The sequence below is a fragment of the Streptomyces radicis genome (assembly GCF_003626575.1).
Classification (GTDB): Bacteria; Actinomycetota; Actinomycetes; order Streptomycetales; family Streptomycetaceae; genus Streptomyces; species Streptomyces radicis.
Map to the genome: position 1 here is coordinate 1 of NZ_RBDY01000040.1, position 15,049 is coordinate 15,049.

The window sequence follows — 15,049 nt, forward strand, 5'->3', positions numbered from 1 at the left end:
GATGGGGTAAGGCTCCCTGTAGACGACGGGGTTGATAGGCCGGAGATGGAAGCCTGGTGACGGGTGGAGTTGACCGGTACTAATAGGCCGAGGGCTTGTCCGCAGATGCTCGCGTCCACTGTGAATTTTTGATCGACCTATTCCAAGTGAAGAGTGTGCTTGTTCGCTTGGAGCACTTCCAAAGTGTTCCGGTGGTCATGGCGGGAGGGAAACGCCCGGTTACTTTCCGAACCCGGAAGCTAAGCCTCCCTGCGCCGATGGTACTGCATGGGGGACCGTGTGGGAGAGTAGGACACCGCCGGACAATTTTTATGGGACCTCTGGTTCCTCAGCGTACATGCTGAGGAACCAGAGGTTCTTTTTTGTTTTCCGGCTGTGTTTGTGAATTGTGTGGGAAAGGCAGGACCGCGTCGATGTCGAATGCGGAGGACGGACGGCCCCAGAGGCCGCGACAGGAGCCGCGCCGTGAATTCCGCGGACGTCGGGACGGCACGGGCCGCCCGGCCGGATACCGGCGTGATGAGAAGCGCGATGAGAAGCGCGACGAGAAGCGCGACGATCGTCGCGGGGAATGGCGTCGTGATGACCGGCGTGACGATCGTGACAGCCGCGACCGCGACCGGAACCGAGATCGTCGGCCGTATGGCGGTGGGCGCGATGACCGTGGCGAGCGTCGTGACGTCCGCAGGGACGACCGTCGCGATGAACGGTCCGGCGGGAGGCCGCCGTTCCGCCGTGACGATCGTCGTGATGAGCGGCGTGACGATCGGCGTGATGAGAGGTCGGGTGGCAGGCCGTCGTTTCGGCGGGACGATCGGCGTGACGATCGCCGTGATGAACGGTCGGGTGGCAGGCCGTCGTTTCGGCGTGATGAGCGGCGTGATGAGAGGTCGGGTGGCAGGCCGTCGTTCCGGCGGGACGATCGGCGTGATGAGCGCTCGGGTGGCAGGCCGCCGTTCCGGCGTGAGGAACGGGCGGGGGAGCGGCGGGAGTTCCGGCGTGATGACCGTAGGGACGACCGGCGTGATGATCGGCGGGACGGGCCTCGGGGGCGGGACTTCCGGGGGCGGCGTGACGATCGTGGCGGGCCGCGGGCCGGGTATCGCAGGGACGGGCGTGGGCGCGTTCCCGATCAGGGTGCGCGGGGCGGCCGGGACCGCGAGTCGGCGCGGCGGCTGCCCATCCCCGACGAGGTCACGGGCGAGGAGATCGACCGCCCCGTGCGGCAGGAGCTGCTGAGCCTGCCCAAGACGCTGGCCATCGACGTGGCGCGCAACCTCGTCATGGTCGCCAAGCTCCTGGACGAGGACCCCGAGCGGGCCTACGCGTACTCGCGTGTCGCGCTGCGGCTCGCCTCGCGCGTGGGGGCCGTTCGCGAGGCCGCGGGCTTCGCCGCCTACGCCGTCGAGAAGTACGCGGAGGCCCTGACGGAGTTCAGGGCGGCGCGGCGCATGTCCGGGTCGGACCACCTCTGGCCCATCATGGCCGACTGCGAGCGCGGGATCGGGCGCCCCGAGCGTGCGCTGGCCATGGCGGGGGAGCCCGAGGTGCGGCGGCTCGACAGGGCAGGGCAGGTGGAGATGCGGCTCGTCGCCGCGGGCGCCAGGCGGGATCTGGGCCAGCCCGACGCGGCCGTGGTCACCCTCCAGAGTCCCGAGCTGGCCTCGACCGCCGTGCACCCGTGGACCGCGCGGCTGCGCTACGCCTACGCCGACGCGCTGCTCGCCGTCGGGCGGGACGGCGAGGCGCGCGAGTGGTTCGCCAAGGCCGTCGAGGCCGACAGCGGCGGGACGACCGACGCGGCCGACCGCCTCGCCGAGCTCGACGGCGTCGCGTTCACCGACGCCCTTGACCCCGACCTGGACGACGAGGGCGCCGACGGCTGATCAGGAGGGTCAGGCGAACGCGGCCAGCGGGTTGTCCAGGGTGCCGACCACCGCGAGGTTGGCGTCGGGGTCGCCGAGCAGGTCCACCATCTGCTGGTTGTTGCGCAGCTGAAGGCGGTTCAGGCAGGACCGGTCGAAGCGCGGCTGGAACAGGTCGAACCGCTTGTGCCGCTCGGCCAGGTGCGGGGTGGCCTTCTGGTAGTCGGTGACGCACGCCGCCACCGTCGACCAGAAGGCGTCCTCGGTCAGCAGGCCGTCCGACGCGAGGATCGCGTTGAGGAAGCGGAAGAAGCAGTCGAACACGTCCGTGAACAGGGTCAGCGTCCACAGGTCGTCCGAGATGTCGATGCGGATCCGCTCGACCTCGGGCGGCAGCGGGGTCTCCGGGTTCATGACGGCGATCTCCTCGGCGATGTCCTTCATGAAGACGCGCCGGGGAACGCCGTTCCGCAGCACCATGATGACGTTCTCGCCATGCGGCATGAACGCCACGTCGTGCGCGTACAGGCAGTGCAGCAGCGGGGTCAGATAGGCGTCCAGGTACTGGCGCAGCCAGGTCGCGGGCGGCAGGCCCGACTCGGCGATCAGGGCGGCGGCCACCGATCCCCCGTCGCGGTCGACGTGCAGCAGCGACGCCATCGTGGCGAGGCGTTCGCCCGGGGCGAGGAGGGGCACCGGGCTCTCGCGCCACAGGGCGGCCAGCATCTTGAGGTAGGGCGAGCCCTTGGCGGCGACGGCCTCGTACTGCTTGTGGTGGTAGCCGATGGCGGCGCGCTCGCGCAGGATCCTGAAGCCGTGCGAGGCCAGCAGCTCGTCGCCGTGGACGAGATCGGCGAGCCAGTCGTTGATGGCCGGGGTCGGCTTCATGTAGGCGGCGGAGAGGCCGCGGACAAAGCCCATGTTGAGGACCGAGAGCGCCGTTTTCACATAGTGCTTGTGCGGGGCGGCGGCGTTGAAGAACGTCCTGATCGACTGCTGGGCGCGGTAGTGGTCGTCGCTTCGGCCGAGCGGGACCAGGTGGCGGCGGGCGACCTCGGCGGCGAACGTCACGGCCAGCTTGCTGTACCACTGCCACGGGTGGACGGGGAACAGGTGGTAGGCGTCGGGGTCGAGGCCCAGGTCCCTCAGGCGGTCGGCGAAGCGGGCCAGGGTCTCGGGGGCCAGCTCGCCCGCGATCAGGGTGGCGTAGTCGAGGCCCGCGCCCGAGGTGAACGTGGTCAGGTCGCGGCGGGCGGCCAGCCAGACGAGCCGCACCGGGCTGCCCGTCTCGGGTGCGTAGGCGTGGTACTCGGCGGCGTCGAAGCCGAGGCGGCCGTTGTTCGCGACGAAGCATGGGTGGCCCTCGGTCATGCCCGCCTCGATCGCCTGGAAGTCCGCGCGGGCCAGCTCGGCCGCCGTGCGGTGGGGGGCCGCGAGCTTGTAGGCGGTGCCCGCGAGCGTGGAGCTGATCTCCTCGAGGTAGACGGGCAGGATGTCGTCGCCGAGGCCGAGGGACGCGCGCAGCTCGACGACGAAGTCCAGGGCGTCGAGCGGGAGTCGGGTGCCCGTCCTGGCGTGCTCGCGGACCACGCTCTCGGCGTCCACCGCCCAGTGGTCGAGGGCCAGCACGTCGGCGGAGAAGCGGTAGACGACGTCGCCGTCGTCGCTTGGCACCGACCAGCGGCCTTCGGACGAGCGCTCGGGGGTGAGCAGGCGCTCGTGGGAGAACTCGGCGAGGGCCTTGCGGATCAGCAGCCGGTTGGCGCGTTCCCAGCGGTCGGGGGTGAGGTGGGCGACGGCCTCGTGGGGCGCGGTGGGCGCCTTCGTCGCGGCGTACTGCTCGCGGGTGCACATGCTGAGGAGGGCGTCCTTGCCGGGGAGCGTGACGGTGCGTTCGACGCGGAAGCCGACGGCCGCGTTGAGGGCGTGGACGCGGGTGTTGCGGATGTCGGGCTCGACCACCACGCGCTGGGTCGCGGGGTCGGCGAACAGCAGCTCCATGACCGTGGTGAGCACGGCGCGCGTGAAGCCGTGGACGGGCGATGCGGTGGGGGCGACGAGGACGTGCATGCCGATGTCGCCGGGCTGGACGTCGTACGCGGCGCCGACCGGCTCGGCGGCGGGGTCGTAGCGTTCGACGAGGAACGCGGGCCGCCCCTCGTGCAGGCCGAGCAGCGCCTCATGCGAGTCGCCCGCGTCGAGGGCGCGGAACTCGGCCGCGACATCGTCGATGGTGGCCTCGGCCATCAGCCAGAAGGCCGACTTCTCGTGGGTGAGCCAGCCGTGCAGCAGCTCGGCGTCGGCGGTGGGGTCGACCGGGCGGAGGGTGAACTCCCCGAGCCGGTCGTCCCGTCGGGAGAAGACAGTGGTGCTCATAGGGCGCGGTCGCTCCAAGTCACGGCGGGGCGGGACGGGGAGTTAGGTTAGCCTAACCTAAATTCGATCGCCAAGGGTGAGGTCGCGAAGGAGCAGGCCCGTGGCCGGTTTCGGGCCGAACGATGTCGACTTCTGCGGCATGGTGACGCCCTGTTCGGCCAGGGCCCTGACCGTGGCCTCGGGCACGGCGCGCAGCAGGATCGCGGTGCCGCCGCCGCGCTCGGCCAGGGCGACGGCGGTGGCGGCGTCGTGGAGGTGGCGGACGGCGGCGGGCGCGGGCGCGTTCGGGCCAAGGGCGGGCAGCAGCGCCTCGTGCAGCACGGTGGCGTCCAGGGCGCGCCAGGCGGCCGGGCGGTCGCCGCGCACCGCGCGCGTCAGCAGGGCCGGGTCGGGGCGGTCCAGGAGGTGGAACGCGTCGGCGCCCGCGAGGAGGAACGCGTTGCCCTCGGCGCGTTCCAGGGCGGCCAGGGCATCGGGCAGCGCGCCCGGCAGCGGCGTGACGCGGCAGATCGCGCCGAGCGCGGCCAGCGCGGTGGCGGGCGCGACGCCCGGCAGCACCCGGTGGATGGCCCCCACGCGCAGCGGATGGCGGTCGGTGTCCACCAGCAGGACCAGGCCGCGGTCCCACGGCGGCCGCCCGCCGTGCTCGGCGGCGAGCCGCAGACAGGTCGCCCAGCGGTGGTGCCCGTCCGCGATCAGCGCCCGGTGCCCGGCCAGGTCGTCCCTGACGGCGGCGAGCTCGGCGGGGTCTGTGAGGGACCAGACGCGGTGGTGGACGCCGTCGGCCGTCGTGGTGGCGAGCAACGGCGGGCGCGCGGCGGCCCGTTCGGTCAGGGAAGCGGTGAGGCCCGAGGGGCCGCCGCGGTAGGAGAGCAGCAGGGGCTCGAGGTTGGCCGCGGTGGCGCGCATCAGGTCGGCGCGCTCGGCGACGACCTCGGGCAGCACGTCCTCGTGCGGCAGGACGACGCCCTCGCCGGGCCTGGTCAGCCGCAGGGCGCCGAGCACGCCGCGCTGGAGCGTCGCCCCGGCGCGTTGCTCGTAGACGTACAGGGCGGGGCGTGGCTCCTCGGTGAGCACGCCGTCGGCGCGCCAGCGGCGCAGCGTCTCGGCCGCGCCGCGGTGCGCGGTGCCCTGGTCGGTGGCCCGGGGGAGGATGAGGCGGACGATGTTGAAGGGGTCGGCGGTCTCGAGCGCGTGCTGCCCGTCGGGGCGCACCACCACGTCGTACGGGGGAGAGGTGACGGCCGCCAGGCTGCCGACGCGCTCGGGCGCGTAGCGGAGCGCGCGGAACGGCGCGAGATCCAGCCCGGCGGCATGCATCCCCGCATCGTATGCGCCGCGACGGCGCCCGTGGCGATGAGGGATGATCGTGCGGACATGGCTGAACTGACAGGAAGCGCACGGGCGCTGCACGAGGTGTACGACACGGCGCTGCTCGACCTCGACGGGGTCGTCTACGCGGGCGGGGAGGCGCTGCCGCACGCGGTCGCGTCGCTGCGGACGGCGCGGGACGCCGGGATGCGCCTCGCCTATGTGACCAACAACGCGGCCCGCACTCCTGAGACGGTCGCCGACCATCTGACGGCGCTCGGCGTTCCCGCGGCGCCCGACGAGGTCGTCACCTCCGCGCAGGCCGTCGCGCGGCTCGTCGCCGAGTCGGTGCCGCCGGGCTCCGCGGTGCTGTGCGCGGGCGGCGAGGGGCTGCGGGTGGCGCTGCGGGAGCGCGGCCTGCGCCCCGTCGCGTCCGCGGACGAGGGTCCGGCGGCCGTGGTGCAGGGCTACGGCGGCCCCGACCTGTCCTGGGGGATGCTGAGCGAGGCGGCGCTCGCGGTGAACCGGGGCGTGCCGTGGTTCGCCGCGAACCTCGACGCCACGATCCCCGGCGGGCGCGGCATCACGCCGGGCAACGGCGCCGCCGTCGAGGTCGTGCGGATCGCCACGCGGCACACCAGGGAGCCCGAGGTGGCGGGGAAGCCAAGGCCGCCCATGCACCGGGAGAGCATCCTGCGGACCGGGGCGCGGCGGCCCCTGGTGATCGGGGACCGGCTCGACACGGACATCGAGGGCGCCCACGTGGGCAGCGTGGACTCGTTGCTCGTGCTGAGCGGGGTGACCGACGCGGCGGCGCTCGTCGCGGCGCGGGCCGAGCACCGGCCGACGTATGTGGCGGAGGATCTGCGGGGGTTGCTCGTGGGGCATCCCGGCCCTTCGCGTGAGGGGGACGGCGTCTTCGGGTGCGGGGGCTGGCGCGCTTCGGTGTCGGGGGGCGGCCTCGTGATCGAGGGGCGCGGGGAGCCGCTCGACGGGCTGCGGGCGCTGTGCGCCGCGGCGTGGGCGGCGGCGGACGCGGGGATCCCGGCGGGGGCGGAACGGGCGCTGGCGCGGCTGGGCTGGTGACCGCGCCCGTTCGCGCCCGCCGCCCCCGGCGGGCCGTGGGGTCGGGTCAGGCGGCCTCGGCGGCGATGGCCTCGTTGATCAGGTCCTCCTCGGAGACGCCGCGGCGCCAGTAGCCGGTGAACGTGACGCGCTTGCGGTCGAAGCCGCGGTCGTTGACCAGGTGGCGGCGCAGGGCGCGGACCGTGGCGGCCTCGCCGCCGAGCCACGCGTAGGGCGAGCCCGCCGGGAGGTCGGCCGCGCGGATCGCGTCGGGGGCCGTGGTGCGGTGCCCCGGGAGCAGCCAGGTGATCTCGGCGTCGGCCTTGGTGGGCAGCTCCTGGACGTCCTCGGCGTGGTCGACCTCGAGCCACACGCGGGTCCTGGTGCCGGGCGGGAGCCAGGCCAGGATGCCAGCGACGGCGGGCAGCGCGGTCGCGTCGCCGGTGATCAGCACCCAGTCCGCGTCGGCGGGCGGGCGGAAGTCGACGCCGCCGTTGTCCTCCTCCACGGGCCCGAGGACGGTCACCGGGTCGCCGGGGACCGCGCGGCGCGCCCAGCGGCAGGCCACGCCCGTGTCGCCGTGCAGGGCGAAGTCGATGTCCAGCTCGTCCGGCTCGCGGCGCTGCTCGCGCACGGTGTAGGTGCGCATCGTGGCGCGCTCGCCGGGGTCGAGCCGCTGCCAGGCGGGCCACCAGTTCAGGCCCTCGTCGCGCGGGACCAGCACCTCGCGCTGGCCCGGGTGCGGCAGGAACAGCTTGACGCGCTGGTCCCGGCCGCCGCACGCGAAGTGGGAGAGCCGTTCGCCGCCCAGGGTCACCCGGATGAAGCCCGGGCTGATAGGGGCGGCGCGCAGCACGCGCAGGTCGAAGAATGCGAAGGGGGCGGTGGTCATGGTCGTCCTCTCGGTCACTCCGGCTCGGCCGTCGGCTGCGGCTCGGCGGTCGGTCTTCGATGCTGTCGATGTGCTTCTGAGGTGCTTCTCACGTGCTTCTGGGGTGCTTCCGAGGTGCGGGGTCAGGCGCCGGTGGGGGCGGCGTCGCGGACGGCCCGGGCGAGGCCTTCGACGATCGGGGCGCAGTGGGCGTAGCTGCTCGCCGGTTCGGGGGCCCAGCTGACGACCTGCCCGGCGCGGACGGCGGGGAGGCCGTTCCATGTGGGCTTGGTGTCGGCGAGCTGGTCGGGTTGGAGGTTCCCGGTGCGGCTGTCGACCAGGATCAGATCGGCGGGGAGGAGGTCGGCGTTCTCCCAGCTGACGGACTGCCAGACGCCCCCGGGGTCGGGGCTTTCCGGGGTGACGAACGCCACGCCCAGCTCGGCGAAGTACGCCAGGTCGGGGAGGTCGGCCGGGACGGCGAACCACACCTTGTCCTCGGTCGCGCTCAGCGCCAGCACCCGGATGCCGGGGTTGTCCGACGCGGCGCGGCGCAGGGACTCGGCGGCGGCGTCGAAGCGCTCCCTGGCCTCGGTGACCGGGGCGGACCTGAGGTCGGCGCCCAGGGCGGCGGCCAGCTCGGCATAGCGCTCGAGCATGGTGCGCAGCGTGGTGTCGGCGCCGAGGATCCCGACGCCGGGCGCCAGGCCGAGGATGTCGTCGGCGCTGTCCTCGGGGACGTACCACAGGTCGGGATGCTGGCGGATGTCGCTGATCAGCAGGTCGGGCTCGAGGCGGGCGTAGGTCTCGATGTTGAACTCGCCCCACGCGTTGCCGACGACGGTCAGGGCGTCGACGTCCAGGTTGGCGGCCTGGACGTCGGGCTCGCCGTCGGCCAGGAGGGTGGGGCCGAAGACCCCGGCGCACGTGATGCCGTAGTCGGCGAGGGCCGAGGCGGAGCCGACGTAGGCGACGAGCGTCTCGGGCCTGGCGTCCAGGGTGACGGTCTCGTCGCGGTCGTCGGTGAACGTCCAGGCGCCCGAACCGCCGTCCCCGCCACGGCCGTTGCCCGATCCGTCGCCGGTGTCGCCGCCGCCCTCGCCGCCGCAGGCGGCCAGCGTGGTGGCGGCGCCGAGCGCGCCCCCCGCGGCCACCAGGCGGCGGCGGGTCAGGGCGGCGGCGCGCATCAGGAGACCTGCCGCGCGGTGCGGATCGCCTCGGCGAGCGTCTCGATCAGCGGGGCGCACGCGGCGTGGGAGAAGATCGGCTCGCTGTTCCAGCCGGTGATCTGCTCGGCGGTGACGGCGGGCAGGCGGGTGAAGGTGGGCTTGTCGGTGAGCGCGTCGGGCTGGAGCGCGACCGTGCGGGCGTCGAGCAGCAGCACATCGGCGGCGTACTTGTCGGCGTTCTCCCAGCTGAGCGGCTCGAAGAAGCCGCCCTCGTCGACCGCGTCGGGCTCGACGAGCTCGACGCCGAGCTGCTGGAACCACTGGAGGTCGGGGTAGGAGGACGGGGTGGAGACATAGAAGAGGTCGGCCGCGGCGGAGCACGCGAGCACCCGTATCCCGGGGTTGTCGGCGGCGGCGCGGCGCAGGTCCTCCGTGGCGGCCTCGAAGCGCGTGGTGGCCTCGGTGACCTGGGCGGACCCGAGGTCGGCGCCCAGCGCCTCGGCCAGCTCGGTGTGCCGGGCGATGACGTCGGGCAGCGTCAGGTCGGGGCGGTCCTGGGTGGGGGAGTTGAGCAGGGCGGCGCTCGGGGCGAAGGCGAGGATCTCCTCGGCGCTCTCCTCCGGCACGTACCACAGCGTGCTGCCGTCGTAGCTCGTGCTGACGAGCAGCTGCGGCTCGAGCCCGGCGTACTCCTCGACGTTGAACTCCCCCCACGCGTTGCCGAGAACGGTCAGCCCCTCCACGTCGAGGCTGCCCGCCTGGCTGTCGGGCCCGCCGTCGGGCAGCGTCGTCGGGCCGAAGACGGCTTCGGTCTCCACGCCGTAGTCGTGCAGGGCGGCGGCGACGCCGACGAACGCCACGAGCCGCTCGGGCACGCTGTCGAGCTCGATCGTCTCGCCGCGGTCGTCGGTGAAGCTGAACGCGCCTCCCGCCGGGGCCGAACCACCCTCGCCCGAGGGCTCGTCGGAGTCGTCCGAGCCACCGCAGGCGGCGAGCAGCGTGCCGGCGCCGAGCGCTCCCCCGGTGGTCAGCAGGGTGCGGCGGGACAGGAAGCGGGTATGGGAACGAGTCATCACGGTCGCCTTGGTCTCTCGATGGCCGTAAGCGAGGTTAGGCTAACCTAACCCTATGCCGCTCCAGTTCACCAGCGCGGGGAGCTTCGTGTGACCCCGCTCAAGCCCGGCGCCGCGTCGTACGCGCCGGCGCCCGAGGCCGCGCCCGCGCCCCGGCGCACCACCCGGCGGGCCCTCGGCCTGCTCGCCGCCGTGGGCCTGCTGGCGTGCGTCACCGCGGCCAGCATCGCGCTGGGCGCCAAGTCCGTCCCGCTGGGCGACGTGTGGCAGGGCCTCTTCCAGTACTCCGGCACGGACAACGACGTGGTGGTCCGCGACGTGCGGCTGCCGCGGACGGTCCTCGGGCTGCTGTGCGGGGGCGCGTTGGGGCTCGCCGGGGCCGTGATGCAGGCGCTCACGCGCAACCCCCTGGCCGACCCCGGGCTCCTCGGGGTCAACGCCGGGGCGTCCGCCGCCGTGGTCTCCGCCATCAGCTTCTTCCACGTCAGCTCGCTGAGCGGCTACGTCTGGTACGCGTTCCTCGGCGCGGCCCTGGTCTCGGTGCTGGTGTACGCGCTGGGCGGCACGCGTTCGGCCACGCCCGTGCGGCTCGCCCTCGCCGGGACCGCGGTCTCCGCCGCGCTCTTCGGCTACATCAACGCCGTCCAGCTCCTGGACACCGCGGCGCTCGACCGGATGCGGTTCTGGTCGGTCGGCTCACTCGCCTCGGCGAACCCCGAGGTCATCCGGCAGGTGCTGCCGTTCATCGCCACCGGCGTGCTGCTCGCCCTCGCCCTGGCCAGGCCGCTCAACGCCATCGCGCTCGGCGAGGACACCGCGCGGGCGCTCGGCACCCGCGTCAACCACACCAGGGTGCTCGCCATGCTCGCGGTCACCCTGCTCTGCGGCGCGGCCACCGCGGCCTGCGGGCCCATCGTCTTCGTCGGGCTGATGGTGCCGCACATCGTCAGGGCCATCACCGGGCCCGACGCGCGGTGGATCCTCCCGTACGCGACCGTGCTCTCCCCGGTGCTGCTGCTGGGCGCCGACGTGATCGGCAGGCTGGTCACCCGGCCCTCCGAGCTCCAGGTCGGCATCGTCACCAGCCTCATCGGCGGCCCCGTCTTCATCTACCTCGTCCGCCGGCGGAAGATGGCCCAGCTGTGACGACCCCACGCCCTCTCGCGGGGAAGGCCCGCACCACCCGCGCCCGCGACCTCGTGCTGCGCACGCGCGGTGGCCTGTCCGTGCGCGCCGACCTGCGCGCGGCCGCCGTCGTCCTCGCGCTGGTCCTGCTGGCGCTCGCCACGGGCGTCGTCCTCGTCGGCACGGGGGACTTCCCCATGACGCCCGCCGAGGTGCTTTCCACCCTGGCCGGGAACGGCAGCGTCGCCCAGGAGTTCATCGTGCGCGACCTGCGGCTGCCCCGCGTGCTCGTCGCCCTGCTCGTCGGCGTCGCGCTCGGCCTCGCGGGGGCCGTCTTCCAGGCCATCTCGCGCAACCCGCTGGGCAGCCCCGACATCATCGGCTTCGGCCAGGGCTCGGCGGCGGGCGCGCTCACCGTCATCGTCCTCTTCCAGGGCAGCAGCTTCGCCGTGGCGGGGGGCGCGGTGGTCGGCGGCCTGCTCACCGGCGTCGGCGTCTACCTGCTCGCGTGGCGCGGCGGCATCCACGGCTACCGCCTCGTCCTGGTCGGCATCGGCGCCGCGGCCGTGCTCAGCGCGGTCAACGGCTACCTGCTCACCCGCGCCGACATCGTGGACGCCGCCCGCGCCGTGCTGTGGCTCACCGGCTCGCTCAACGGCCGCGGCTGGGACGAGTTCTGGCCGCTGCTCGTCGCGTGCGCCGCGCTGCTCCCGCTGACCGTCGCGCACGCCAGGCCGCTGCGGATGCTGGAGATGGGCGACGAGGCGGCGGGCGCCCTGGGCGTCAGGGTGGAGCGCACCCGGCTCGTCCTGGTGCTCTGCGCGACCCTGTTGACGGCCTCGGCGACCGCCGCGGCCGGGCCCATCGCGTTCGTCGCGCTCACCGCGCCGCAGCTGGCCCGCCGCCTCACCCGCGCCGCCGGGCCCAACCTGCTGCCCGCCGCGGGGATGGGCGCCCTGCTCATGGTGGTCTCCGACTTCCTGGCCCAGTGGGCGTTCGGCGACCGCCAGTTGCCCGTCGGCGCCGTCACCGGCGTCCTGGGCGGCTGCTACCTGCTGTGGCTGCTCTTCGTCGAGCGCAAGGCGGGACGGATATGACCCACGCCAGGACGACGCGCGGGAGAACGCCGCGCGCGACGCACACCACCCAGCACGGAGGAGACGCGGTGCACGACTTCGATGGCGCGGGCGGCGCCCGGCTGCTGACCGACGATGTCACCCTCGCCTACGACCAGCGGGTCATCGCCGAGAACCTCTCGGTCGCCATCCCCGACCGGTCCTTCACGGTCATCGTCGGGCCCAACGCCTGCGGCAAGTCCACGCTGCTGCGCGCCCTCTCGCGCATGCTCAGGCCCGCCGCGGGATCCGTGCTGCTCGACGGGCAGGCCATCGCCGCCATCCCCGCCCGCACGCTCGCCCGCACCCTCGGCCTGCTCCCGCAGTCGCCCATCGCCCCCGACGGCATCACCGTCGCCGACCTCGTCGCCCGCGGCCGCTACCCCCACCAGGGCCTGCTGCGGCAGTGGTCACGCGAGGACGAGCGCGTCGTCGCCGAGTCGCTGGCCGCCACCGGCGTCACCGAGCTGGCGGATCGCTATGTCGACGAACTCTCGGGCGGCCAGCGGCAACGCGTCTGGATCGCCATGGCCCTGGCCCAGCAGACGCCGCTGCTGCTGCTCGACGAGCCCACGACGTTCCTCGACATCGCCCACCAGATCGAGGTCCTCGACCTGTGCGCCCACCTCCACGAGGAGCAGGGCCGCACGCTCGTCGCCGTTCTCCACGACCTCAACCACGCCGCCCGCTACGCCACCCACCTCATCGCCCTGCGCGACGGGTGCGTGGTGGCCGAGGGGGCGCCCGACGACGTGGTCACCGCCGAGCTCGTCGAGGAGGTCTTCGGGCTGCCCTGCCGCGTCATCGACGACCCCGAGACCGGCACCCCCCTCGTCGTTCCTGCGGCGCGGCGCACGGCCGGGGTGGCCACCGGGTAGCGTCGGGGCCATGCACGAGCCCCACGACGGCCACGACCCGCACGGTCCTCACGATCCGCACGGTCCGCACGGCGAGGACGCCGCGCCCCGACGCCCCGCCGCGGCCGAGGAGCCTGGCGCCGGGGGCGGCGCGCACGAGGAAGCCCCGCGCCCCCTCGGCATCGGCACGAGCCCCACGGGCCACCCCGGCGTCGACCACCGGCTGCGGCGCCTCGCCGACGCCGACCGGCTCCCGGTCGAGGGCCACCCCGAGGTCTACGAGGACGTGCACCGCGGCCTGCGCGACACCCTTGACGCCCTCGACAGGCCCGCCCCAGGCCCAGCCCCTGGCCCCGCCCCGGGCGCCGGGTCCGTGCCCGTCCCCGGCCCGGCGAACGGGAGTTGAGCCGCCCGTGGCAGCAGCGACACAGCGGCGCCTTGCCCGCCTCGACGCCGAGCTCGTCCGCCGCAGGATGGCCCGCTCCCGCGACCACGCCAGGGCCCTCATCGAGGCGGGCCGGGTGACCGTCAACGGCGCCACCGCCGCCAAGCCCGCCACCCAGGTCGCCACGAGCGCCGCCCTCGTGGTCACCGAGGACGGCGAAGGGCCCGACTACGTCTCGCGCGGCGGCCACAAGCTCGCCGGCGCGCTGGCCGCGTTCACGCCCCTCGGGCTGCGCGTCGCGGGGCGCCACGCGCTCGACGCCGGGGCCTCGGCGGGCGGCTTCACCGACGTGCTGCTGCGCGCGGGGGCCGCCTCCGTCATCGCCGTCGACGTCGGCTACGGCCAGCTCGCCTGGTCGCTGCGCGCCGACGAACGCGTCACCGTCAAGGACCGCACCAACGTCCGCGAGCTCACCCCCGAGACCCTCGAAGGGCGCACGGTCGACCTGGTCGTCGGCGACCTGTCGTTCATCCCCCTCGGCCTGGTCATCCCCGCCCTCGTCCGCTGCGCGGCCGACGACGCCGACCTCGTCCTCATGGTCAAGCCGCAGTTCGAGGTCGGCCGCGAACGCCTCGGCAGCGGCGGCGTCGTCCGCAGCCCCGCGCTGCGCGCCGAGGCCGTCACCGGCGTCGCCACCGCCGCGGCAGGGCACGGGCTCGGCGTCGCGGGGGTGACCGCGAGCCCACTCCCCGGACCGTCGGGGAATGTTGAATACTTCCTGTGGTTGCGCGCCGGGGCACCCGCGGTCGACCCGGCCGATGTCGAACGCGCCGTGACGGAGGGGCCACAGTGACGACCACAAGCACGGGGACGACCACAAGCACGGGGCCCACTCCGGGCGAGGAGCCGCGCACCGTCTTCCTCCTCGCGCACACCGGCCGCCCCGCCGCCATCCGCAGCGCCGAGCTCGTCGTGCAGGGCCTGCTCGCCCACGGCCTCGGCGTCCGCGTGCTCGCCAAGGAGGCCGACGACCTCCCGCTGCCCCCCGAGGTCGAACGCGTCGAGAAGGACGCCCCCGATGGCGGCCCCATGGACGGCTGCGAGCTGCTCGTGGTCCTCGGCGGCGACGGCACCCTGCTGCGCGGCGCCGAGTTCTCCCGCGCCTCCGGCGTGCCCATGCTCGGCGTCAACCTCGGCCGCATCGGCTTCCTCGCCGAGGCCGAACGCGACGACCTGGAGAAGGTCGTGGACCGCGTCGTCGGCCGCGCCTACGAGGTCGAGGAGCGCATGACCCTCGACATCGTCGTCCGCGACGACGGCCGCGTCGTCCACACCGACTGGGCACTCAACGAGGCGTCCGTCGAGAAGGCCGCCAGGGAACGTCTGCTCGAAGTGGTCATCGAGGTGGACGGCCGTCCCGTCTCGGGGTTCGGCGGCGACGGCGTCGTCTGCGCGACCCCGACCGGCTCCACCGCGTACGCGTTCTCCGCCGGTGGGCCCATCGTCTGGCCCGATGTCGAGGCGTTGCTGATGGTGCCGATCAGCGCGCACGCCCTGTTCGCCAAGCCCCTGGTCACCGCGCCCGACTCGGTGCTCGCCGTCGAGATCAGGCACCACGCGCAGCCTGGCGTCCTGTGGTGCGACGGGCGGCGCACCGCCGCGCTGCCGCCCGGCGCCAGGGTCGAGGTGCGCAGGGGCACCGTACCGGTGCGCCTCGCGCGGCTGCACCACGCGCCGTTCACCGACCGTCTTGTCGCCAAGTTCGCGCTGCCGGTGGCCGGTTGGCGCGGCGCGGCCCACTGAGGAGGGCGCCCGCGCGGCCCCTCGGCGGAACGTT

14 protein-coding genes, 2 rRNA genes and 1 pseudogene are annotated in these 15,049 nt (G+C 74.1%); 11 read left to right on the forward strand and 6 right to left on the reverse strand.

All coding sequences use genetic code 11. The features are described from left to right. The 4 genes from D7318_RS29515 to D7318_RS29525 all read left to right on the forward strand — a co-directional run. Window positions 1-103: ribosomal RNA gene (locus D7318_RS29515) — 23S ribosomal RNA — on the forward strand; the annotation flags it as partial. An 84-nt stretch (window positions 104-187) separates the two neighbouring features. After that, window positions 188-304: ribosomal RNA gene (gene rrf, locus D7318_RS29520) — 5S ribosomal RNA — on the forward strand. Between the two features lie 161 nt (window positions 305-465). Further along, window positions 466-1,239, forward strand: a complete 774-nt coding sequence (locus tag D7318_RS33135) for a hypothetical protein (RefSeq protein ID WP_183091666.1) — start codon at window positions 466-468, stop codon at window positions 1,237-1,239. Then, window positions 1,176-1,886, forward strand: a complete 711-nt coding sequence (locus D7318_RS29525) for a hypothetical protein (protein ID WP_220729873.1) — start codon at window positions 1,176-1,178, stop codon at window positions 1,884-1,886. Before D7318_RS33135 ends, D7318_RS29525 begins: the two co-directional genes overlap by 64 nt. A gap of 9 nt (window positions 1,887-1,895) precedes the next feature. Here the strand turns inward: D7318_RS29525 and D7318_RS29530 are convergent, their stop codons facing one another. From D7318_RS29530 to D7318_RS29535, 3 genes and pseudogenes are all read right to left on the reverse strand, one after another. Further along, window positions 1,896-3,719: an IucA/IucC family protein gene (locus tag D7318_RS29530; protein WP_230424228.1), complete on the reverse strand. Its 1,824-nt coding sequence runs from the start codon at window positions 3,717-3,719 to the stop codon at window positions 1,896-1,898. 36 nt (window positions 3,720-3,755) lie between these two features. Continuing rightward, window positions 3,756-4,241, reverse strand: a pseudogene (locus tag D7318_RS34360) (GNAT family N-acetyltransferase); the annotation flags it as partial. A 57-nt stretch (window positions 4,242-4,298) separates the two neighbouring features. After that, window positions 4,299-5,561, reverse strand: a complete 1,263-nt coding sequence (locus D7318_RS29535) for a DUF1015 family protein (protein ID WP_120700311.1) — start codon at window positions 5,559-5,561, stop codon at window positions 4,299-4,301. A gap of 57 nt (window positions 5,562-5,618) precedes the next feature. Here D7318_RS29535 and D7318_RS29540 point away from each other — a divergent pair, with 57 nt between their 5' ends. Continuing rightward, entirely contained in the window at window positions 5,619-6,638 is a 1,020-nt protein-coding gene (locus D7318_RS29540; protein WP_120700312.1) for an HAD hydrolase-like protein, read from the forward strand. Window positions 6,639-6,684: 46 nt separating this feature from the next. Here the strand turns inward: D7318_RS29540 and D7318_RS29545 are convergent, their stop codons facing one another. The 3 genes from D7318_RS29545 to D7318_RS29555 form a co-directional block, all read right to left on the reverse strand. Beyond that, window positions 6,685-7,509, reverse strand: coding sequence for a siderophore-interacting protein (locus tag D7318_RS29545; protein ID WP_120700313.1), 825 nt, complete (start codon window positions 7,507-7,509; stop codon window positions 6,685-6,687). Between the two features lie 122 nt (window positions 7,510-7,631). Next, window positions 7,632-8,675 (reverse strand): ABC transporter substrate-binding protein, encoded by a 1,044-nt coding sequence (locus D7318_RS29550; protein ID WP_120700314.1) that lies wholly within the window; start codon window positions 8,673-8,675, stop codon window positions 7,632-7,634. Continuing rightward, window positions 8,675-9,730, reverse strand: a complete 1,056-nt coding sequence (locus D7318_RS29555) for an ABC transporter substrate-binding protein (protein WP_120700315.1) — start codon at window positions 9,728-9,730, stop codon at window positions 8,675-8,677. The genes D7318_RS29550 and D7318_RS29555 overlap by 1 nt, the downstream gene beginning before the upstream one ends. A gap of 90 nt (window positions 9,731-9,820) precedes the next feature. Between D7318_RS29555 and D7318_RS29560 the strand changes: the two genes are divergently transcribed. From D7318_RS29560 to D7318_RS29585, 6 genes are read left to right on the forward strand one after another with little or no spacing between them, the layout of a single operon-like run. Beyond that, window positions 9,821-10,876 (forward strand): FecCD family ABC transporter permease, encoded by a 1,056-nt coding sequence (locus tag D7318_RS29560; RefSeq protein ID WP_120700316.1) that lies wholly within the window; start codon window positions 9,821-9,823, stop codon window positions 10,874-10,876. Further along, the gene (locus tag D7318_RS29565) at window positions 10,873-11,952 is read left to right on the forward strand and encodes a FecCD family ABC transporter permease (protein WP_183091663.1); all 1,080 of its coding nucleotides are present in this window, start codon (window positions 10,873-10,875) and stop codon (window positions 11,950-11,952) included. Before D7318_RS29560 ends, D7318_RS29565 begins: the two co-directional genes overlap by 4 nt. Beyond that, window positions 11,949-12,848, forward strand: coding sequence for an ABC transporter ATP-binding protein (locus D7318_RS29570; RefSeq protein ID WP_120700317.1), 900 nt, complete (start codon window positions 11,949-11,951; stop codon window positions 12,846-12,848). Before D7318_RS29565 ends, D7318_RS29570 begins: the two co-directional genes overlap by 4 nt. Window positions 12,849-12,858: 10 nt before the next feature. Continuing rightward, on the forward strand, window positions 12,859-13,233 hold the full coding sequence (locus D7318_RS33545) for a hypothetical protein (RefSeq protein WP_220729871.1): 375 nt from the start codon (window positions 12,859-12,861) through the stop codon (window positions 13,231-13,233). Window positions 13,234-13,240: 7 nt separating this feature from the next. Continuing rightward, the gene (locus D7318_RS29580) at window positions 13,241-14,065 is read left to right on the forward strand and encodes a TlyA family RNA methyltransferase (RefSeq protein ID WP_120700318.1); all 825 of its coding nucleotides are present in this window, start codon (window positions 13,241-13,243) and stop codon (window positions 14,063-14,065) included. Beyond that, complete coding sequence (locus tag D7318_RS29585) at window positions 14,062-15,015, forward strand: NAD kinase (RefSeq protein WP_120700319.1); 954 nt, start codon at window positions 14,062-14,064, stop codon at window positions 15,013-15,015. The genes D7318_RS29580 and D7318_RS29585 overlap by 4 nt, the downstream gene beginning before the upstream one ends. The last annotated feature ends 34 nt before the right edge of the window (window positions 15,016-15,049 follow it).